Here is a 21,567-nt window from a genome sequence, read left to right as displayed (position 1 = left end):
ATGTTTGAGTGAAATTTGAAGCAAATCTGAAGTTTTAAAAATCTTTCTATTTGTGGTCAAAAGCTGATTTGAATGGTATGCAAATCAGCTTGTGATTCATACTTAATCTTGTAATCATAGAAATCGCAAATCTTTTTCACGATAGCGAGTCCTAACCCCATAGATTGGCTACTTTGATTTGACTTCTTAAACCTTTCAAAAAGGTGATCTCCCGGAATAGAAAGCTGTGGACCGGTGTTGCTGATTGAAAACTTATTATGAGTGAGGCTAACGAGTATTTTTCCTCCCTCCCAGTTGTGCCGTATAGCATTGTTAATGAGATTGGTCAGCAGCAACTCAATCAAAACCTGATCTGCCTGAACACTTACTCCATCAGCTATATTTATCTCTCGCTCTATTGATTTCAATTCCATCAACTCCCGAAACTCGTCCAGCATATGACCAAGTTTGTAAGAGAAATTAATTTCTGATACGTTCTCGAACTCTCGATTTTCAATTTTAGTCAGAAGAGCGAGCGCATTGCTCAGATTGCTCATTCGCTTAATGGTGTTTTGTGCGAAAATGATTTGTTCTACCTGCTCTTCTGTAAGATTGTCTCCATCCATGAGTACTTCCAGCTTACTCTGCACGATTGCCAAAGGTGTCTGCAACTCATGAGACGCATTTTCCGAAAACTCCTTTAAAGATTGATAGTCAGATTTAACCTTGTTGGTCATTTCTGTTAAAAACTGGTTCAGCCGTTTAAACTCAGCAACATTTGACTTAGGAAATTTTAAGCTTTGACCCGGATCAGTAAGTGAAAAGCTCTTGATAACCGCCAAGCTGTTATTGAATGGTCTTAGAATAAAATAGGAGGCAAGAAATCCTATTATTAAAACGGCAGCAAGCAATATTAGATACATTGTTACCAGCGACTCAACTAACCCATCTTTAATATCATCCGGCTCTATGATGATATCGTACAAACTTATTTGATAACTGACCCCATCCACATTCCTTATCGCATCCAGTCTAAGGTGAGGCTCCAGCCTCTCAAGCTGATTATGCATTACTACCGTATCTGAAAAGGAAGTGGTTTCTTCCTGTTGTTCCATCAGCGGAATGATCGTTAGTTTAGTCCAGTTGATCGTGTCCTTTACTGGTCTACGTTCCAGTCTTCTTTCTACACCATTTAATCGCTCAATCAAAAACCTGCGCTGCTCAAAGTTGACTTCACGCATCATCACATCAAAACTGATCACTCCTCCTACAAGGAAGACGACTAATGACACTAGTACGAAAATGATCGTTATGCGAACTATTAAATTCATGTTTCGTCTTTCATTTTATACCCCGCTCCATAAACAGTCTTCAGATAGTCTTTGCCACCAACACTCATAATTTTCTTTCGCAGATTCTTAATGTGCTGATAAACAAAATCGAAAGAATCCATTGTATCCATGTAATCACCCCATAGATGTTCCGCAATTGCTTGTTTTGTTAACAGCCGGTTTTGATTTACTACAAAGTAGTGAAGTAATTCGTATTCCTTTCGAGTCAGTTCTAAAGCAGTGTCATTGACCGTAACCTCGTGATTCTCCAGGTTTATTTCTATTTCATTGAAATTAAGCGTTCGCCTCCCTTCTTGTTTGCGCCTTCTAAAAACCGCATTAGCTCTGGCATTGAGCTCTGCCAAATGAAATGGCTTTGGCAAATAGTCATCCGCCCCTAGCTCCAGCCCATGAAGCTTATCATTAAGTGCATTTTTTGCTGAAATTATTACTACTCCTATATCCGGCCAGTTTGCTTTCACTACTTTCAATAGAGAGAGGCCATCACCATCCGGTAACATTAGGTCTAACAAGAGCACATCATAGGAAAAGGCATAGAGTTTATCTGTTGCCTGAGCAAAAGAGTTAGCAACTTCGCATACGTCACCCTCTTTCGAAAAGTAATTTCGAATGCTAGATGATAACTCTTCCTGATCTTCCACCAACAATAATTTCATAAAGCAAACATAATGGGGCTTTTTGAAGCAATTCTGAAATTACCCTGAAACGCATTTATATAAGCGGTCACAAAAAACAACTCATATTTTCTAACTTCATGATTCTAAATCAAATACAGCTTGGATCATGAAAAAGATTTTGAATTATGCATTGCTATTCCTACTATCGATTGCCACGCTAGCACAAGGTTCACTTGAATATCAGCAACCACCGGCAGAAATTAAAGAACTCATTGATGCTCCGCTTGCGCCTTGGGTACGCATTGATAATAAAGGAGAAAACGTAGTACTACTTTATCGCGATGCTTATAAGACAATTGCAGAACTTTCTGAGGAAGAGTTGCGACTGGGTGGGTTGCGAATTAATCCGGTAACTAATATTGGGAGTCGAACTACTTTTTATAATAATATCAAAGTAAAGAAAGCCTTTGATGCCGATGCTAAACAGGTATCAGGACTGCCTGAAAATGCACGCCTGGCTTACTTCAGTTGGTCACCGGATGAATCTATGATGGCTTTTACTCATACTACCACTACGGGAGTGGAAATCTGGGTTTTAGATGTAGAAAAAGGATTCGCCAAAAAATTAACTAATGCAGGCGCTAATGCGAATTTAGGTTCACCTATGACATGGTTTACTGATGGAAAAGCATTGCTGGTGAAAATGCTTCCGGATGATAGAGAACCTCTTATTAATACCGAAACTGCTGTTCCCACAGGCCCAACAGTGACGGAGAGCACAGGAGCAAAAGCTCAAAATCGTACCTATCAGGATCTATTAAAGGATCCAACTGATGAAAAGAATTTTGAGCAGCTAGCACAGTCTGAAATCTATAAAGTGACAATAGATGGTAACTTATCCAAATGGATGGATACCGGAATGCATGAAGAACTGGACTTTTCACCTGATGGAAATTATGTTTTGATTACCACAATCAAACGACCATTCTCTTACTTAGTACCATACTATCGATTTGCCTCAGAAACAACTATCTATGACAAAAACGGAAATACAGTAAAGATGCTTTTGGATATGCCTGTGGATGAAGTTCGTCCAAAAGGCTTTATGGCAACAACTGATCAAAAACGATCATTTAGTTGGCGTTCAGATAAACCTGCTACGATGGTATGGGCCAAAGCACTTGATGAAGGTGATCCTGCTAAAGAGATGGAATATCGTGATGAAGTTTTCGAGCTTCCCGCTCCATTTACTGGCGAAGAAAGATCAATAATTAAAACCAAAAATCGATTCTCCGGAATCACCTGGGGTGCCGATGAAATTGCTGTAGCATATGACTATTGGTTCGACAATCGAAATACAAAAACGTATGTATTCAATCCATCAGACAATTCGCAAGAAGCGAAAATCATCTTTGATCGAAACTATCAGGATGCATACAGTGATCCGGGGGATTTTGTAACTACCAAAAACAGGCTCAATCAATCTGTACTGGCAATGTACAATGGAACTGCCTACTTAATGGGCGATGGATTTACAGATGAAGGTCAATTTCCGTTTGTGGATCAGATGAATCTTGAAAGTGGAAAAACTACAAGGCTTTATCAATCTACATATACTGACAAAGTGGAAGATTTGGTTGATGCTATCGATATGGATAAAGGAGAAATTCTTATTCGACTGGAGTCGCCGACTGAGTATCCTAATTACTACGTTAGAAATATCAAAAAGAAAATGGATTTGAAGCCTATCACACAATTTGAAAATCCATTTAAAAGTATCCAGGATGTTCACAAAGAAGTGATTACTTATAAACGTGATGATGGACTGGAATTAACAGGCACACTATATCTACCTGTAGGTTATGACAAAGAAAAAAAAGAAAAAATGCCGATGATTCTATGGGCCTATCCTGTTGAATACAAAGACAAATCAAGTGCCGGACAAAACACAACAAACCCGAACGAGTTCATTTACCCGTGGTACGGTTCACCAATTTTTTGGGTGACACGTGGTTACGTGGTATTGGATGATGCAGCCTTTCCAATCGTGGGAGAAGGTGATGAAGAGCCCAATGACACATTTAGAAAACAATTGGTAGCAAATGGAAAAGCAGCGATTGATGCAGTAGACGAGCTTGGCTACATCGACCGTAATCGCGTGGGTGTGGGTGGACACTCATATGGAGCATTTATGGTTGCGAATCTATTGAGTCACTCAGATTTATTTGCCGCGGGTATTGCCCGAAGCGGCGCATACAATCGAACCCTTACTCCGTTTGGTTTCCAGCGTGAGGAACGCTCTTACTGGGATGCTCCGGAAGTTTATAACACCATGTCGCCATTTATGCATGCGGATAAAATGAAGACACCACTTCTACTGGTACATGGCAATGCTGACAACAACTCCGGCACCTACCCCATGCAAAGTGAACGGTACTTCAATGCACTGAAAGGGCTGGGTGGTCCTGCACGCTTGGTAATGCTCCCTAAAGAAAGCCACGGCTATCGAGCCAAAGAAAGCATTATGCATGTACTATGGGAGCAGGACCAGTGGCTGGAAGAGCACGTGAAAAACCGTGACCCCATGGAAACTACTGTAGAAATGGAAGTCAAAGATGAATAATGCTTATGACCAACCTAAGGAAAGCCGGATCGCGAGTTTCGGCTTTTTTGTTGTCGTATCACTGATCTTAAATTTCAATGACTATTTAGAGAAACCAACTTTTCCAGCAAGAAAAAAAATATAAATTTCACAATAAACAAGCATGACAACATTAGTCGTAGGTGCCAGCGGGGCAACAGGAAAACAATTGGTTCAGCAACTACTGGCAATGGGGCACAAAGTCAGGATAATTGTGAGGTCTCCGGAAAAGCTCCCAAAAGAATGGAATAAGAATGACAATGTATCAATTATCAAAGCAGAGGTACTAAATATTTCATTGGATGAGATGGCTGGCCATCTGAAAGGTTGTGACGCAATTGCCTCATGCCTAGGACACAACCTGACGTGGAAAGGCATCTATGGACAACCAAGAAAATTGGTGAAGGATGCAACCCGCTTACTATGTGAAGCTCACAAAATAAACATGCTTCAAAAGTCAATAAAGTTTGTTTTGATGAACACAACCGGTAATCAAAACAGGGACCTGAATGAACACATTTCTTTTGGGGAAAGACTTGTAATTAATATTCTCAGGCTGCTTTTACCTCCACACGCGGACAATGAAAAAGCTGCAGATTATCTTAGATTAAATATTGGGCAAATGGATTCATCCATAGAATGGGTGGTTGTTCGCCCGGATACACTAATCAATCAGGACAAGGTATCTAAATATGAGATATTCCCCTCGCCAATCAGAAGTGCCATTTTCAATCCGGGAAAAACCAGCCGCATCAATGTGAGTCACTTTATGGCTAGCTTAATTACCGATAAGGCATTATGGAATGAGTGGAAGGGACAAATGCCGGTAATCTATAACATTGAAAGCTAATAGTTTTTAGCATTCCATGAGACCCAGTTACGCCTCGTGTAGGATTTGATTTTTTTGATAAATTAGGATGGTGAGTCGAATTTCTGAAATAGAGCCATTACGTGAATCATCTCTGCCTGAAGCTTATTTGTTTCTTGAGACGATCTTCACTAATGAGCAGCACATACCTAAAAAGCTTATTCCTTTACAACATAAACAGCAACTATGGTGGTGCATAAAAGATGAAGGCGCCATTGTCGGTACGGTCGCCGCATGGAAAGATGGAAAGGAATGGCACTGGGGTCGATTGGCAGTTGACGAAGGCCAAAGAGGAAGGGGACTGGGGAAGAAATTAGCCATTGGCTCCTTTAAAGAACTTTTTCAATGTGGAATAGACCAAATTATTATTGATGCAAGAGACATTACAGTAGAGTTGCTTTTGTCACTTGGAGCAAAGGTTACCGGGCCTACTACTCAGTTTTATGATATTCCGATCACTCCAATGAAACTTACCAAAAGTGATTTTGAAGGCGTGTACAATCAGACTTGACCTATATGATATTCACCTCTCGTTCCAACTCAATCCCGAACTGACCCTGAATGGATTTCATGATCTCATTTGATAGCTTAAAGAGTTCTTTTCCCCGGCCTTTTCCGTAGTTGACTAACACAAGCGCTTGCTTTTCGTGGACACCAATTTCCCCATCCCTATATCCCTTCCATCCTGCTTTTTCAATAAGCCATCCTGCCGGTACCTTTACTTTATCGGCATCAATCGGATAGCTCTTAATATCAGGGAATTGAGCTTCTAAGGCCTCAAAGTGTAATTTTTCTATAATCGGATTTTTAAAGAAACTACCGGCATTCCCAATATCCATTGGGTCTGGCAGCTTAGACTGCCGAATGTTGATCACCGCCTGACTTACATTCTTAAGGGTTAGCTCCCCCACTCCCATTTCTTCAAGTGTATCCTTAATCGCACCATAAGAAACATTAAATGTTGGGTTTTTAGAAAGGTTGAAAAATACCTTGGTTATGACGTACTCATCTCGAAGTTCACCCTTAAAGATTGAGTAGCGATAACCAAACTTGCAATCTTCCTTAAAGAAAGAAATAGTTTTTCCTGATTTGATCTCATAAGCCTCCAAGGAATGAAACACCTCCTTCAATTCGACCCCATACGCTCCAATATTTTGCATGGGTGCAGCTCCCACTGTTCCGGGAATTAATGAAAGGTTTTCAATACCTCCATATCCCCTCTCTACACACCATAAAACAAACTGATGCCAGTTTTCACCGGCACCTACTGAAACTAAAACATCTTCTTCTGTTTCGTTTTGAACTTGAATCCCTCTGATCTCATTTTTTGCAATTATACCGGTAAACCCTCTGGTGAAAAGTACATTCGACCCACCACCTAGAATCATTTTCTTTTGCGATCTGAAACGACCTGTCTGATAAATTTCATCCAGGTCATCGATGGAATCTATGATAGCAAGAAAGCCCGCATTTTCTTCCAGTCCGAAAGTGTTGTAGGGCTTTAGGGAAACGTTTTGCTGTACTATCAATGCAGGTTACTTTATTCAGCTTCGTACACTACTTCTCCACCAATGATGGTCATTGCCACTTTGGTATCCAAAATTTCCCCTTCAGGAATGGTCATAATATTTTTATCGAAGACTGTAAAGTCAGCATATTTCCCTACTTCTATTGAACCAATGATGTCTTCCATGAACGCCCCATAAGCAGCATCAAGCGTATATGACCTTAACGCTTGCTCACGTGTCATTTTTTGATCCGGCTCATAACCTTCTTCTGGGGTTCCTTTCAGGGTTTTTCTTGATACGGATGCATAAAAACTTGGAATTGGATCGAGTGGTTCTACCGGAGCATCCGTACCATTCACAATTCTGGCTCCTGATTGTAATAAAGCCTGCCACATATAAGCCCCCTCCTCAATTCTTTGTTTGCCCAAACGGTCAATCGCCCATGGACGGTCAGAAGCCATATGAATGGCTTGCATAGTTGGAATAACTCCTAACTCAGCAAAGCGAGGAATATCTTCTGCCCTCATGTGTTGTGCATGTTCTATCCTAAAGCGTGGGTCTTCCTGAAGGTTGGCTTCAAAGGTTCTTTCATATAGATCGAGAACCTCTTTATTCGCACGATCACCAATGGCATGAACACAGACCTGGAATCCAGCCTTGTATGCTTCCTGAGTCAAAGAGTCAATATGAGTCATCGGCTGTACCTGATGTCCAAATTCACCCGATGCATCAGAATACTCTTCAATGAGCCACGCCCCGCGACTACCTAATGCACCATCAGAAGCCATCTTCACAGCTCTTATAGTCAGATGATCATCATATAATCCGATATCAGGTCCTTTTTCAAAATACTCATTCATTAACTCCAAATCTCCTCTGAGCATCACATACAATCGGATTTTAAGTTTATCTTGCTCACCAAACTCCTTGAACAATTCAACCACACGACCTGATCCGGCATCCTGAAACGAGGTAATCCCATATTTCAAGCATTCATCAATTGCCAGTTTCAAAGCTTGTGAGGCATTTTCCTTTGTTGTAGCAGGAATCACTTTTCGAATATTCCCTTGAGCAGTCTCATTAAAAATACCAGTTGGACCATCCATTCCCATAAATATTTCGCCACCATCTGGTTGCTCTGTTTCTAAATTAATCCCGGCAAGCGCCATTGCTTTTGCATTGGCAAGCGCCATGTGCCCGCTGGCATGACTCAAATAAACAGGATGATCCGGAACCGCTACAGAGAGGTCATGATGCGTTGGCAGATTTCGAAACATTCGCTCTGGCTTATTTCCCCATTTATCCTGATGCCATCCTCTGCCTAATATCCATTGACCCTTGGGTGTGCTACTTGCTCTTTCTTTCACCATATCAATTACCTCGGCATAAGATTGGGCTTCCATCAGATCTACATTTATAAGGTTGTATCCCACTCCCATTAGGTGCGCATGACCTTCAACAAAACCGGGAGTCATTGTATTTCCATTTAAATCCACCATTTCGGTAGAATCTCCTTTAAAAGATTCAGCAATTTCCCAAGTACCCGCATAGAGAATGGTATCTGCTTTAACCACCACTGCTTCAACAGTCGAATTAGCCTCATCCACCGTATAAATAGACCCGTTGAAAATGATTTTGTCTGCGAATAGTTTTTGGTTCTTTTCCCCTTGGCTACAGCTAATGGCAAACATTTGTAAAATGATTACACAAATGGTTAGTGATCTAATCTGAATGGTGTGGTATCTATTCATAGTAATTATATATTCGCATCCGTAATTTATTATTAATTATTATTCAAATTTAGTTTACATGAAGAGTACCTTAATCTATTTGACCTTTTTATTGTTTTCCGGAAGCGTATTTTGTCAAACTGCTAACAATGAAGAAACGAATTCACCAGGCGAAAAAACTCAGGTCAACAAAACCAATAGTACTAATTCCAATCCCTCTTCTGTTGAAGAAAAACACTATGCTATAGTTCAGGAAATTCAAACAAACAATACCAAAATCGAATCTCTATATTTTAAAGATGAGGAGGTTTATGCTGCTTATGGTGGAGGAACCGAAATAATCACCAGAGAGTACAAGAAGCATATTTATAAAGCGGGGCAAACACTAATTGAATCTAGTCAATCGAAGCTCGACCAACTCTCACCTTCAAATTATGATGAGCGATTACCATTGCTGAAAGAGATAAATAAAGCTCAAAATCAATTATTGTATTTTATAAAAATCGATAAGACCCGATCAATCGAGAAGAAGCTAAAAAAACTAAAAACACCTGAGGATATATACCCTGTTTTCTTTGCTGAGTTTTAGCACTATCAATTTCATGGTTTTATAAAGCAAATTCCCTAAATTTGCGCTCCGTTCCAAAATGGAATGCTTTTGGTTGTTTCCAAAAGATGTTAAACAAAAATGCTGGTCAGTACCTGACTCCAACTGACACAGTGTACCTAACGGGAGTCATTTTTTATTATGGCAAAGAAAGAAGAAACTGCTAAAGCTGAGGAAAAAGAAACTAAAGCAAAAGCAACTGCTGCAAAAAAAACGACAACAAAAAAAACAGCAACCAAAAAGGCAGATGACAAAAAAGAAGAGGTGAAAGACGAAAAGAAAGCCTCAACAGCAACTGCAAAAAAAGAAACTAAAGCTGAGAAAACTGACGAAGCAAAAGCTGAAGCCAAGAAAGAAGTGAAGGAAGAAAAAGTGGAAGCTAAAGCAGAACCAAAGGCTGAGAAGAAAGAAGAAAAGAAGGAAGAGCCGAAAGCAGAGAAACCTGCTAAAAAAGCTGAACCGGAAATCGAACCGGCTGGCGATTTTGATTTTGATGATGACGGTTTTGATGATGAATACTCTGAGGCTGACCGTAAAGCAATGGAGAAGCTTTATGAGGAGACGCTTACTGAGATCACAGAAAAAGAACTAATTACCGGAACGGTAGTAGGAGTTACCGACAGAGAAGTAATTGTCAACATCGGCTTCAAATCAGATGGGCTTGTATCTCTTTCTGAGTTTAGAGATATGCCTAACCTGAAAGCGGGAGACGAAGTTCAGGTTTTTATTGAAGAGCAGGAAAATGCAAATGGACAGCTTGTTCTTTCCCGAAGAAAAGCAAAAATCGTTAAGGCCTGGGAATCTATTCAGGGTGCCCTTGATAACGATGAAGTAATAGAAGGATTTGTGAAAAGAAGAACCAAAGGTGGTTTGATCGTAGATGTTTACGGTGTGGAAGCTTTCCTTCCTGGTTCACAAATCGATGTGAAGCCTATCAGAGACTTTGACGTATTCGTTGGTAAGTCAATGGAGGTGAAAGTGGTGAAAATCAACTACACGAACGATAACGTGGTAGTATCTCATAAAGTATTGATCGAGAAAGATCTTGAAGAGCAAAAAGCTGAAATCCTGAACAACCTTGAGAAAGGTCAGGTACTAGAAGGAGTTATCAAGAACATGACCAACTTCGGTGTATTCATCGATCTTGGAGGTGTAGATGGTCTACTTCACATTACAGACATCAGCTGGGGTAGAATCAATCACCCGGAAGAGGTGCTTAACCTTGATGAGAAAGTAAATGTTGTGGTTCTTGATTTTGACGACAACAAACAGCGTATCTCATTGGGTATGAAGCAGCTTACTGATCATCCTTGGGATTCACTTGATAAGGATATCGAGGTTGGATCTAAAGTGAAAGGTAAGATTGTGAATGTGGCAGATTATGGTGCATTCCTTGAAATCATCCCTGGTGTTGAAGGATTGATTCACGTTTCTGAAATGTCATGGTCTCAACACCTAAGAAATCCATCTGATTTCATCAATGTTGGAGACGAGATCGAAGCTGTTGTATTGACAATCGATAGAGATGAAAGAAAAATGTCTGTTGGTATCAAGCAGCTTACTGAAGATCCATGGACAAAACAAGATGTTCTTACTAATTATGCTATTGGAACGGAGCACAAAGGAACTGTTCGAAACCTTACAAACTTCGGCTTGTTCATCGAGCTTGAAGAAGGTATCGATGGTTTAGTTCACGTTTCTGATTTGTCATGGACAAAGAAAATCAAGCACCCTTCAGAATTTGTGAAGGTTGGAGATGAGCTGGAAGTGAAAGTGATGGAGCTTGATATTGAAAACAGAAGACTGGCATTGAGCCACAAACACCTGGAGGAAAATCCATGGGATACGTTTGAAACCGTATTTACTAAAGGTTCTACTCATAAGTGTACGGTGACTAGTGTTTCTGACAAAGCTGCGACAGTTGAACTTCCATACGGACTTGAAGGTCAGGTAATTCCTAAGAACCTTAAGAAAGAAGATGGAACTACAGCTTCTGAAGGTGAAACACTTGAATTCAAAGTGCTTGAGTTCTCTAAAGATGATAAACGAATCGTTCTTTCTCACTCTGCTATTTGGGACAAAGATGCTGAGCAACCAAAAGCTTCTACTGGTAAGAAGTCTACTGGAGGTGGTAAAAAAGGAAACACGCTAGACAAAATCAACAAAGAAGTCGAAAAGTCTACGTTAGGTGATCTGGATGCCCTTTCAGCATTGAAGGACAAAATGGAAGACGCTGGAAAATCTTCTGCGAAGAAGGCTACTAAGGCGAAAACCAAAAAAGAGGAAGAAGAGAAATAAATCAATTTAAAGAGCCATCCGATTTACTTCAGGTGGCTCTTTTTTTCTACTTTTGCATCAAATTTTATGGCGCTGTGGCCGAGTGGCTAGGCAGAGGTCTGCAAAACCTTTTACAGCGGTTCGAATCCGCTCAGCGCCTCGCATAAGCAACCTGTAAGGGTTGCTTTTTTTTATTTCATATTGTGCGGATGAAAACCGTAGGTTCGAAACCGACCCGAAGGAAGGTTCATGAGGGGTTATGCGCATGCAAGTGCGTATGAACTAATCCGCTCAGCGCCTCGCATAAGCAACCTGTAAAGGTTGCTTTTTTTATTTCATATTGCGGATGAGTACCATTCGGTTCGAAATGCGAAGCACTCTTAAGTATTATGCTTATTAATATTTAGGATTTTACCCCACTCCTTCCTGGTCATTATCTCCCGTAATATTGTATTGTAACACATTAGTTATGGCAACATTAATTTTCTCATTAATATTAGTAGCCGTGTTTGTAGCAACAGACCAAGCATGGTTTACTCGCAAAAGCAAACGATTAGGGTGATTATTTGTAGAAATTGTTTTCCGATCTGCAACGGTCGGAAACTTTTCTGCAATATTTTTGAACTCTAATGAGAAAACTCCTCACAGCATTTTTCTTACTATTCTACATTTCGTGCTACTCGCAGAACTTTCTGTCCTGGCAATTTAGCGATCGGTATTTCTCATTTTCTGTAGGCACTGGTGCATCCACCTATTTAGGAGAATTAAATTACAATAACACCATCAACGATGATATCTCTCTGATTAATTTCGGAATAGAGGCACGCCTTCTCAATCGTATTGGTGCTCGTTTGGAAGGATCATATTTCAGCTTATCGGGAGCTGATAGAAATGCTCCGGACAGCACATTTCAAAGACAAAGAAATTTGTCATTTCAATCAAGAAATATTCATTTTCAGCTTCACACCATCTATTATTTAAAACCTTACCAGGGAGATTACTACAAAAGATTGTTCTTTGATCCTTATCTCTTTTCGGGTGTAGGATATATGAAGTTTACGCCCACTGCTACCCTTGGGGGAGAGGAGTACAAATTAAGAGATGCACAAACAGAAGGAGTAGAATACAAAAAATGGGTCACAACAATACCTGTCGGAATTGGCGCCAAGTTTAAAGCGAATGAGTTCCTGAATTTCAATCTGGAAATATCCTATCATTTTACTTTCACTGACTATCTAGATGATGTTTCTAGTACATACGCTTCGGAATTTGCAAATACAACAGCAGCCCTGCTGAGTGATCGTAAAGAAGAAGTTGGAGTGGTCAATCAGGAGTTTTATGATCAAATTCTTCCTGGCTCACCTAGAGGCAATCCGGATAACAACGACAGCTTTATTCAGATAGGCATTAGAGTAGAAATCTTCCTACCGCCGGACTTGTTTACGGGGAAAAATAAAGCAATCATTAAAAAGCCATCTGCTTACTGATTAACCCATCTTCTTATCTGATCAATAACAATTTCCTGGTCTTCTTCAGATAAACCAGTCCCTGATGGTAGACAAATACCTTTTTGATAGATTTTCTTACAAATACCTTCTCCAATAAAGTCATACTTTGAATAGGCTCCATGTAAATGTAATGGTTTCCAAAGTTCCCTTGACTCAATGTTTTGATCGGCCAGATATTGAATTAACTCATTCACATTCACGTGATTGTCTTTAAGCAAAGCAGTGGATAACCATCTATTAGATTGATATTCTTCAGGCTCCTCAAGGAAATCAAAACTGCTATTAAGAGCATCTCTATACCTTTCGAATATCGTCCTTTTTTTAGCGATGAATTCTTCGAGACGCGTTAGCTGTTTTAAGCCCAACCCAGCTAAAATATTGCTCATTCGATAATTATACCCCACCTCATGATGATCATACCCATGTTTGCTGCTATTTGCCTGAGTAGCCAGATGAAGTGCACTTTTCCTCTCCGCATCGGTACAAATCAATGCTCCTCCTCCACTTGTGGTAATAATCTTGTTTCCATTGAAAGATAAAATTCCATAATCAGCAAGACCGCCAACGTTTTTGCTATTCAACTTTGCTCCCAAAGCTTCCGCTGCATCCTCAATGACTTTGATATTAAAGTTTTTAGCAACCTGAAGAATCTGATTCATTTGCCCAGGCATCCCATACAAATGAGTAATGATTATTGCCTTAGGTAAAATCTTGCAACCTGATAAATAGTTAGATAAGACATTCGGATCCATATTCCAGGTGATATCCTCACTATCCAGCAATACAGGAATGGCTCGTTCATATAAAATCACATTGGCACACGCTGCAAATGTGAAGCTGCTGGTAAGTACTCGATCGCCATCAGAAACCCCGCAAAGCTTGAGAGCCAAGTGGAGTGCTGCGGTTCCTGAATTGACTGCTAACACTTCCTTCCCGCTGAATAGCTCACCCAGTTGACACTCAAACTCATCCAGCGCAGGACCCACCGGAGCAACCCATCCGCTTTGTAGCACACTACTTACTCCTTCCAGTTCATCTTTGCCAACATTGGGGGGCGATAGGTATATCCGATCGTGCTTCATCGTTTTGATGCGTAATCACTAAACTTAATTGTCTTTCCTTTTTGATATGAAGTCATATCCCGTCGCAATAATGCCATAATTGTTTTGCCCAAAATTTTAATATCCCATCCAAATGAAATATTATCAACGTATTCAATATCTAAACTCATCCTTTTCTCCCAATCTATTGCGTTACGACCGTTCACTTGGGCCCAACCGGTAATTCCAGGCAATACTTCATGACGTTTTTTCTCTTCTGTATTGTAAAAATCAAGATACTCGATAAGTAATGGTCTTGGCCCAACAAAAGACATATCCCCTTTGATTACATTGAGTAGCTGCGGTAATTCATCTACCGAAATAGATCGCATGAATTTTCCCAAACTTGTAATACTGGACTCATCAAAATCGGTTTTCATTGTTCTAAACTTGAACAAGCTAAAAATTCGTTCACCTTTACCAACTCGCTTATGAATGAATATGGGAGTTTTTAAAAAATGAAGTGCCAAAATAAGTCCAATTATAAGGAGTAAAGGACTTAGTAAAATCAATAATACAGATGCTGTTAAGCGATCAAAAAATTGCTTTATTACGCTTATATAAAATTTACCTCTGTGCATCTCGCTAAAAATAGGCATTACCCCTTTTATTTGATATTTTTCACCTCAAATTAAGTTTTTTATCAATCAGCACAGAAATGGCCAAAGTGGCTCATTAAATGAAAACATTTCGATTTGTCATCTCATTTAGCATTACCCTTGCTTTAGGCATTGCTTTGAACACCAAGATTGGAGTTGTTCCTCCCCTTGGAAAATTCTTAAGCCCATTTCATGGTTTTTGGCAAAATGCTGAAAATGAGGCAATCGATATTGAATCAAATGAAATAGAAAATGGACTAACAGATAGTGTAAATATCTACTTTGATGAACTGCTGATTCCTCATGTTTTCGCCTCAAATGAGAAAGATTTGTTTTTCGCGCAAGGGTATGTAACCGCCTATCATCGGTTATGGCAAATGGAATTCCAACTCTATTCTGCAGCAGGACGTCTGGCGGAAGTTCTCGGTCCAAAAATTGGCAATGCAAACATTGTAGATGTTGATAGGCAAATGCGACGCATAGGATTAATGTATGGGGCTAAAAAATCAGAAGAACTTTTCAAGAAAGAAGAACCGGAAGTGTATGCGTTGATTCAATCATATACCGAAGGAGTTAATGCATATATCAACTCGCTATCCTATGCTGATCTCCCTATTGAATACAAATTATTGGACTATAAGCCGGAAGCCTGGACGCCATTAAAGTGCTTTCTTCTCATATCAAACATGAATAATATGCTATCTCGGGGGGAAAGAGATTTAGAGCATACGAATGCACTTAAATTATGGGGAAGGGAAGTTTTTGAGATACTATACCCTGAACGCCCGGATACCATTGATCCGGTAATTCCAGCCGGAACAAAATTTAATTTTGATCCAATTATTGTTAAGAAACCAGATGTAACATTTCCTCTTGAGTTCACTGATCCAATAATTAAGAATCCGAATGAGGATAATGGTAGTAACAGTTTTGTAGTCAATGGTGAAAAAACTGCTAACGGAAAGGTGATATTAACAAATGAGCCGGACCTCAGTTTAAACCTGCCAAGCATCTGGTATATAATGCAACTCAACTCCCCTGAAATAAATGTGATGGGTGCCACCCTTCCCGGGGGACCTGGAGTTATTATCGGATACAATGATTCAATTGCGTGGGGCAATACCAACGCTAAGAGAGATTTGGTAGACTGGTACTATATACAGTTTAAAGATGAAACCAGGGACGAGTATTTATACAATGACAATTGGGTCCCAACCAAAAAAGTAATCGAGGAAATCAAAGTAAGGGGATCATTCAGCTTTTATGATACCATTATATATACCCATCACGGACCACTAGTCTATGATAGAAACTTTGGTAGTGACCGAAGTGAGCTGATCAATTTGGCAATGAAATGGACTGCTCATGAAGGAAGCAAAGAGATCAAAGCACTTTATATGGGGAATAAAGCTGAAAATTATGATGAATTTGTTGAAGCATTTGGGTATTTCAGTGGCCCTCCTCAGAATTATTCCTTTGCATCTGTAAATGGTGATATAGCCTTGTGGATCAACGGAAAGTTCCCGGTAAAATGGGAAGAACAAGGGAAGTTTTTAATGGATGGAAGCAATATCGATCACGAATGGAAGGCATATATGCCGCATTCACATAACCTTCATGTTAAGAACCCTCCACAAAATTTCGTGAGTTCTGCAAATCAACATGCCGCTGATTCGCTTTATCCCTACTATCAGTATGACTATCACTACGAGCATTATAGAGGTAGGAGAATTAATGATCGTTTGCGTGTAATGGATAACATCACAGTAGAAGACATGATGAATCTGCAACATGACAATTTCAATTACAATGCCTCAGAAGCTTTGCCAATGATGCTAGATAGTTTGGACTCTGCTTCATTTACAGATCTCGAATGGAGTTACTATAACAAGCTTGTAAACTGGGACTATTTTAATGATCCTGACATTCAAGGACCCACAATTTATGAGGTATGGTGGAGAAAACTAAATGCAAAACTTTGGGACGAAATTGATAGTAGTGAAGTAGCCGTGTATCGACCTAACTGGTTTAATACCGTAGAAATTCTGAAGAAGGAACCTGATTTTTCCATGATTGATAACAAGTATACTTCGGTCGTTGAATCAAGCGGAGACTTGTACAGACAAACCTTTAAAGAAACTATAAACTCACTTGAGGAGTATTTAGAGAAAGAAGGGAATTCACTTCTTTGGTATCAATATAAGAACACAACCATCAAGCACCTTCTTAGAATAGAACCTTTCAGCAAAGGTCAGGTCAAAATTGGTGGAAACAGATCCATAGTTAATGCAGCATCAAGTTCTCATGGACCTTCATGGCGAATGGTTGTTGAATTAGGTGCTGGAGAGGTTAATGCCTGGGGAGTATACCCTGGAAGTCAGTCAGGTAATCCAGGAAACCCAACCTATGGTCATATGATTGATGATTGGGCTTCCGGAGAGTATTACCAACTTCTCTTTGAAAAGAGCCTCAGCCCGAAACATGAAAAAGTCAATCACAGCATAACGCTAAAACCAGAAAAATGAAACTGATAATAAGATTAATCTTTATTGGAGCCCTTACTTATTTCCTATCTCCCATTTTTACCTGGTGGACGGCTATGGCCGTGGCATTTCTTGTTTGCTATATTTCACCATCATCAGGTCTAAACGCATTTGTAGCCGGTTTTCTTGGTGTTGGTCTCGTCTGGATGGGTCATGCGTGGAATTTAGATGTTCAAAATAATTCCGCCTTCAGCAATACCGTAGCTGAAATAATGCAGGTAAGTGATCCGATTTTACTCGTGTTTGCTACCGGACTCGTTGGAGGTCTTTCCGGAGGATTTGCTTCCTTGTCGGGAACATTCTTTAGACAGTTGTTCCTGAAGCAGAAAAAAAGGAGTCTATACAGTTAATCAGCTCTCTTTGATGAGAACTCCTTTTGCCACAAAAGTGATCGAGTTCCTCATGGATTCATCGTATTCCTGACCCCCATCCTCCGCATAGTGACGAGCTACATCTTCATCTAGAATTTCTTCCTTTGCAATTCCTTCTATAATCACTTCACTTCCACTAACGTCTTTAGGAACGAAAAAACCATAGTCTTTGAACGTAACACGGATGTTAATGTCGGACTCATTCATAATTGTCATCCAGCAGCCTTTCATTTGGCAAACTTCTTCAATTGTAGCCCTAACCTTAAAATTAGCATTCTCCTCACCTACTTGAGCTAAGAATTCCTCAACAGAAATAGCGTTCTCTGAAGAAATTTCTTCACCATGAAATGCAAACTTTTCTGAAGGATTACTACAGGCAAAAGCGAACAGGATTATTGCGATGTATCTCATAAGATTATTCTTTTCAGCTAAGATAAATCAGCATTACTTATTTAGGATATTTTCCTGGATTAAAAAATAAATATTATATATAACTGACTTATAATCAACATTTTAATTTGATAAAATTAATTTTTTAAAAAAACTTTTTAGTTATGTGTAAAATTAATTTTTTTGCTTACATTTGATTCATCATTAAAAACCTTATAGAGTTATGAAAAGAAAACTATTTACAGCATTTGCAATTTTGGCATTATTCACATTTACAGCATGCCAAGAGGACGCAGCTATGGAAGAACTTGTAGATGATATTGAGCTAAATCAAACTTCTGATCCGGATGGTGATGATGATGACACTAATCCTCCAGGAACAGGAGGCAGCTAAGAATGATCTAAGTATTGTTTGATAAGGTCGATAAGAAGTGGCCTTTCATCAAAAATATTGGAAACGCTTTCAAGGATTTGATAGCGTTTTTTTTATATTGCAGATAGGAAACAGTTATTTGGGGTGAAATATATTCTTACGCTATTAGTAATTCTCACAACCAACTCTTTATTGTGTGCCAACACAATCGAAGACAGAATCAATTCTATATCTTCCCTTATAAATCAACATCCTGATTCAGCATTAGTTTTAGCTCAAGAATTAATGGATGATGCCATGAAGCAGAATCATGAACTTGGTATTGTTCAGAGTAATTTCATTTGCGCTTACATATATGATAAAGTAAAGGGTGATTATGGTAAAGCAATCATTTTCTACTTAGAAGCTATTAGGAACGCTGAAGAGTCTACATATGAGCGGGTGAACGTGGATTTAATATCATTACACAAAAACTGTGGTGTCATTTTCAGAAAATTTAATTCGTATCCTTTAGCTGAAGAATATTACAAAAAGGCTTTGAGCATAGCCCATTCTATCCAAGATAGAAAAGAAATAGCGAGTATTAACTTCAATGTCGCCGGACTTCTAATGGATCAAAAAAGATATAATGATGCAATCTCTATACTAGATGATTTAATAACTAATACTGATTTTGATTCTAAAGACTATTGGAAATACAATAATCGTCTGGGGATTGCTTTATACGAGTCCAGTTATTATGATCAGGCCGTTAAAGCTCATGACAACTCTTTAAAGTATGCAGAGTTGTCTCTCGAATTGCGAGCATATACCATTCATAATATTGGAAGGTGCTTTGCTGCTCAAAACAATGATGAAATGGCATTAGCTAGTTTCAACAAAGCATTAGAATTAAAAAATCAACTTACAGATAAAACAGTTCTCTTTTCTACCTATAGTGAGCTTGGGCAGTTAGCTTTTAAAAATGACGAAATCAAAAAATCGTTGTTTTACTTCAATGAAGCTGAAAAACACATTGATGAAATTACAGATTTAGACCATTTTGAATTGTATAAATTAAAAGCCGATGCTTTATTTAGGCTAAATTCCTTTAATGAAGCTAAGCGCTATGAGGATCTTTACTCCAAAAACCTTAACAACTATCTACATCTACAAACAGAAATCCAGGAAACTGACAAGCGATATAATATGGATCTCATCACCAAGCGTTACTTTGACGAGGTTGAGAAGCAAGAAAGAATTGCTTCTATTCTTTTATACTCCAAATTGATATCAGGTACACTTTTAATGCTACTGTTACTTTCTGTAGGATATAATTGGTATCAGAAAACGAAATTGCGAAGAAGTATTGTACGGGAATTGATTGATCTAAAAATCCTCGATTAAACCTTCAATTTTAGTTTTTCCTTAAGAACTTTAAGCATACCTTCTTGACGCTCATGTAAAAGAATCAACTTATTCTTTTGCTCTGCAGATTCATCCATCATAAAGGTTACTAATTCCTCCAATTCCAAAACTTCATGTGAGTCTGGTTGCGTCAAGCGCATCTTTACGAACAACTCGCGAATACGTGCTCTTAAGTTTACATGGGTTGGGGCTATTTCTTTGGAAGTAACTATATCATCACTCCACATAGATCCTTCACCCTTTATTAGCCACTCAGCATTCAGCTTATCGTAAGTTTTAAGGATATTAAGGATTAAATCAAAGCTGGGTTTGCTTCTTCTACCCTTAATTATGTTGAAAATAACCGTTACGCTTACCTCTAAACTTTCGGAGAAAGAGGTTGGGTTCATGTCAAGAACCTTAATAAGCTTATGAACACGATCATTTATCATGTGATAAAAATAATAAATACTTTTTAAGAAAAAAAAGAAGGATTGCTTGTTAGCAACCCTTCATCATTAAGAACCAGCTATGGAAAATAGATACTCACTATCTATCTTTCGAATTTATATGCTTTTAATTACTCAACAAAGCTTTTTTCAATTTTTTTTATCAAATGATAATACAAAAGAGTTATTGGAAACTTAATTAAATAAATTTTTAGCTTAATCTATTTTTATAACCAACTTTCCAACAGAATCCCTGGACTCCATAAATGCATGCGCCTCTGCTAGGTTTGTAAACGTAAACACCTTTCCAACAATAGGCTTTAAATTATTTTTATTTACAAACGCAAAAAGTTCATCCCATATTTCGGAGGTAAGATTCTCGTTCTCAGTCAAATATCCTATATGGGATGCGAAAATACCTTTGCTCTCAGTAGCCATTTTCATCATGTTCACTTTCGGTGCATCCATGTAGGTCTTTATCCATGACAATGGATTCCACATTTTCAAATTCATACTTGCAAACCCAATCACAACCAGTCTGCCAAACGAATTGAGGAGCTTTAGGCTCTTTTTAAAGACATCACCCCCAACAGTTTCCAAAACACAATCAACTCCACCACCATCATTCATTATCTCTTGATAAAAATCATTGACCTTGTAATTGACCGGTATTCCTCCCAGCCTTTCAATCAATTCTAATTTATAATCTCTACTAGCTGTCCCATAAACCTTGCACTTCAAGGCACTTCCAATTTGCACCGCTGCTGTTCCTACACCTCCGGCTGCTGCTTGTATCAGTATTCTTTCGCCAGCCTCAACCCTGCAAAGCTTTTTCAATGCCACCCATGCTGTCATAAAATTGACAAGGAATGCAGCATTTTCTTCCGGAGTGAATTGCTTAAAAGCGGGGAAACATAAATGCTCTGGTGCGCAGGTATATTCTGCGTAGGATCCATACTGCTGACCAACAATAACCTTGTCTCCCACTTTAAATTTTGTTGCGTTCTCACCAAGTTCAACTACCTCGCCATAACATTCCATACCCATTATATATGGTTTCTTAGGTGCCCAACTATACTGCCCCTTTCTGGAAAGAATCTCTGCATAATTAATGCCTATGGTCTCGACTTTTATTTTTATCTCTCCTGATGTCGGGGATGGTTCAGGAATATCTTCGATTTTTAAAATCCGTGGCTTACCAGTCTTTCGTAGTTGATATGCTTTCATTCGTTAGATGTATGACGTTTGGATTGATTAATAATGCGCTGG

The 21,567-nt window shown here is 39.0% G+C and carries 19 protein-coding genes and 1 tRNA gene; 11 read left to right on the top strand and 9 right to left on the bottom strand.

The features are described from left to right. Positions 1-56: 56 nt before the first annotated feature. Entirely contained in the window at positions 57-1,310 is a 1,254-nt protein-coding gene (locus RIC88_RS03920; RefSeq protein WP_350216167.1) for a sensor histidine kinase, read from the bottom strand. Further along, on the bottom strand, positions 1,307-1,987 hold the full coding sequence (locus RIC88_RS03915) for a response regulator transcription factor (RefSeq protein ID WP_350216166.1): 681 nt from the start codon (positions 1,985-1,987) through the stop codon (positions 1,307-1,309). The genes RIC88_RS03920 and RIC88_RS03915 overlap by 4 nt, the downstream gene beginning before the upstream one ends. Positions 1,988-2,114: 127 nt before the next feature. Here RIC88_RS03915 and RIC88_RS03910 point away from each other — a divergent pair, with 127 nt between their 5' ends. From RIC88_RS03910 to RIC88_RS03900, 3 genes are all read left to right on the top strand, one after another. Continuing rightward, on the top strand, positions 2,115-4,571 hold the full coding sequence (locus tag RIC88_RS03910; RefSeq protein WP_350216165.1) for a S9 family peptidase: 2,457 nt from the start codon (positions 2,115-2,117) through the stop codon (positions 4,569-4,571). Between the two features lie 142 nt (positions 4,572-4,713). Further along, positions 4,714-5,439: an NAD(P)-dependent oxidoreductase gene (locus RIC88_RS03905; protein WP_350216164.1), complete on the top strand. Its 726-nt coding sequence runs from the start codon at positions 4,714-4,716 to the stop codon at positions 5,437-5,439. Between the two features lie 70 nt (positions 5,440-5,509). Beyond that, on the top strand, positions 5,510-5,968 hold the full coding sequence (locus RIC88_RS03900) for a GNAT family N-acetyltransferase (protein WP_350216163.1): 459 nt from the start codon (positions 5,510-5,512) through the stop codon (positions 5,966-5,968). Position 5,969: 1 nt separating this feature from the next. On the opposite strand, the gene murB is transcribed toward RIC88_RS03900, so the two are convergent. Further along, positions 5,970-6,986 carry a UDP-N-acetylmuramate dehydrogenase gene (murB, locus tag RIC88_RS03895; protein ID WP_350216162.1) on the bottom strand — a complete coding sequence of 339 codons (1,017 nt, stop codon included), beginning with the start codon at positions 6,984-6,986 and terminating at the stop codon, positions 5,970-5,972. 11 nt (positions 6,987-6,997) lie between these two features. After that, on the bottom strand, positions 6,998-8,716 hold the full coding sequence (locus tag RIC88_RS03890; RefSeq protein ID WP_350216161.1) for an amidohydrolase: 1,719 nt from the start codon (positions 8,714-8,716) through the stop codon (positions 6,998-7,000). 58 nt (positions 8,717-8,774) lie between these two features. Between RIC88_RS03890 and RIC88_RS03885 the strand changes: the two genes are divergently transcribed. The 4 genes from RIC88_RS03885 (at position 8,775) to RIC88_RS03870 (ending at position 13,066) form a co-directional block, all read left to right on the top strand. Further along, positions 8,775-9,284 carry a hypothetical protein gene (locus RIC88_RS03885; RefSeq protein WP_350216160.1) on the top strand — a complete coding sequence of 170 codons (510 nt, stop codon included), beginning with the start codon at positions 8,775-8,777 and terminating at the stop codon, positions 9,282-9,284. Between the two features lie 159 nt (positions 9,285-9,443). Next, complete coding sequence (rpsA, locus tag RIC88_RS03880; protein WP_350216159.1) at positions 9,444-11,600, top strand: 30S ribosomal protein S1; 2,157 nt, start codon at positions 9,444-9,446, stop codon at positions 11,598-11,600. Positions 11,601-11,668: 68 nt separating this feature from the next. Further along, positions 11,669-11,739: transfer RNA gene (locus tag RIC88_RS03875), tRNA-Cys, on the top strand. Positions 11,740-12,208: 469 nt separating this feature from the next. After that, positions 12,209-13,066, top strand: coding sequence for a hypothetical protein (locus RIC88_RS03870; protein ID WP_350216158.1), 858 nt, complete (start codon positions 12,209-12,211; stop codon positions 13,064-13,066). Here RIC88_RS03870 and RIC88_RS03865 read toward each other — a convergent pair. Further along, on the bottom strand, positions 13,060-14,169 hold the full coding sequence (locus tag RIC88_RS03865) for a DegT/DnrJ/EryC1/StrS family aminotransferase (protein WP_350216157.1): 1,110 nt from the start codon (positions 14,167-14,169) through the stop codon (positions 13,060-13,062). The two genes, RIC88_RS03870 and RIC88_RS03865, sit on opposite strands and share 7 nt — an antisense overlap. Beyond that, positions 14,166-14,786 (bottom strand): sugar transferase, encoded by a 621-nt coding sequence (locus tag RIC88_RS03860; RefSeq protein ID WP_350216156.1) that lies wholly within the window; start codon positions 14,784-14,786, stop codon positions 14,166-14,168. Before RIC88_RS03860 ends, RIC88_RS03865 begins: the two co-directional genes overlap by 4 nt. Positions 14,787-14,866: 80 nt before the next feature. Between RIC88_RS03860 and RIC88_RS03855 the strand changes: the two genes are divergently transcribed. Next, on the top strand, positions 14,867-17,311 hold the full coding sequence (locus RIC88_RS03855; RefSeq protein ID WP_350216155.1) for a penicillin acylase family protein: 2,445 nt from the start codon (positions 14,867-14,869) through the stop codon (positions 17,309-17,311). After that, positions 17,308-17,679: a hypothetical protein gene (locus RIC88_RS03850; protein WP_350216154.1), complete on the top strand. Its 372-nt coding sequence runs from the start codon at positions 17,308-17,310 to the stop codon at positions 17,677-17,679. The genes RIC88_RS03855 and RIC88_RS03850 overlap by 4 nt, the downstream gene beginning before the upstream one ends. Here RIC88_RS03850 and RIC88_RS03845 read toward each other — a convergent pair whose 3' ends face one another. After that, positions 17,680-18,111 carry a DUF4920 domain-containing protein gene (locus RIC88_RS03845; RefSeq protein ID WP_350216153.1) on the bottom strand — a complete coding sequence of 144 codons (432 nt, stop codon included), beginning with the start codon at positions 18,109-18,111 and terminating at the stop codon, positions 17,680-17,682. Positions 18,112-18,313: 202 nt separating this feature from the next. On the opposite strand from RIC88_RS03845, the gene RIC88_RS03840 reads away from it, so the two are divergent. Together RIC88_RS03840 and RIC88_RS03835 are read left to right on the top strand one after the other, a co-directional pair. Beyond that, complete coding sequence (locus RIC88_RS03840; protein ID WP_350216152.1) at positions 18,314-18,484, top strand: hypothetical protein; 171 nt, start codon at positions 18,314-18,316, stop codon at positions 18,482-18,484. Positions 18,485-18,607: 123 nt separating this feature from the next. Beyond that, entirely contained in the window at positions 18,608-19,849 is a 1,242-nt protein-coding gene (locus RIC88_RS03835) for a tetratricopeptide repeat protein (RefSeq protein WP_350216151.1), read from the top strand. Here the strand turns inward: RIC88_RS03835 and RIC88_RS03830 are convergent. Together RIC88_RS03830 and RIC88_RS03825 are read right to left on the bottom strand one after the other, a co-directional pair. Next, the gene (locus RIC88_RS03830) at positions 19,846-20,301 is read right to left on the bottom strand and encodes a hypothetical protein (protein WP_350216150.1); all 456 of its coding nucleotides are present in this window, start codon (positions 20,299-20,301) and stop codon (positions 19,846-19,848) included. The genes RIC88_RS03835 and RIC88_RS03830 overlap by 4 nt on opposite strands. A 213-nt stretch (positions 20,302-20,514) precedes the next feature. Further along, positions 20,515-21,525 (bottom strand): quinone oxidoreductase family protein, encoded by a 1,011-nt coding sequence (locus RIC88_RS03825; RefSeq protein ID WP_350216149.1) that lies wholly within the window; start codon positions 21,523-21,525, stop codon positions 20,515-20,517. Between the last annotated feature and the right edge of the window lie 42 nt (positions 21,526-21,567).

The sequence above is a fragment of the Ekhidna sp. genome, assembly GCF_040220215.1.
In the GTDB taxonomy this organism is placed as follows: Bacteria; Bacteroidota; Bacteroidia; order Cytophagales; family Cyclobacteriaceae; genus Ekhidna.
This window is presented reverse-complemented; position numbering and strand designations above follow the sequence as displayed.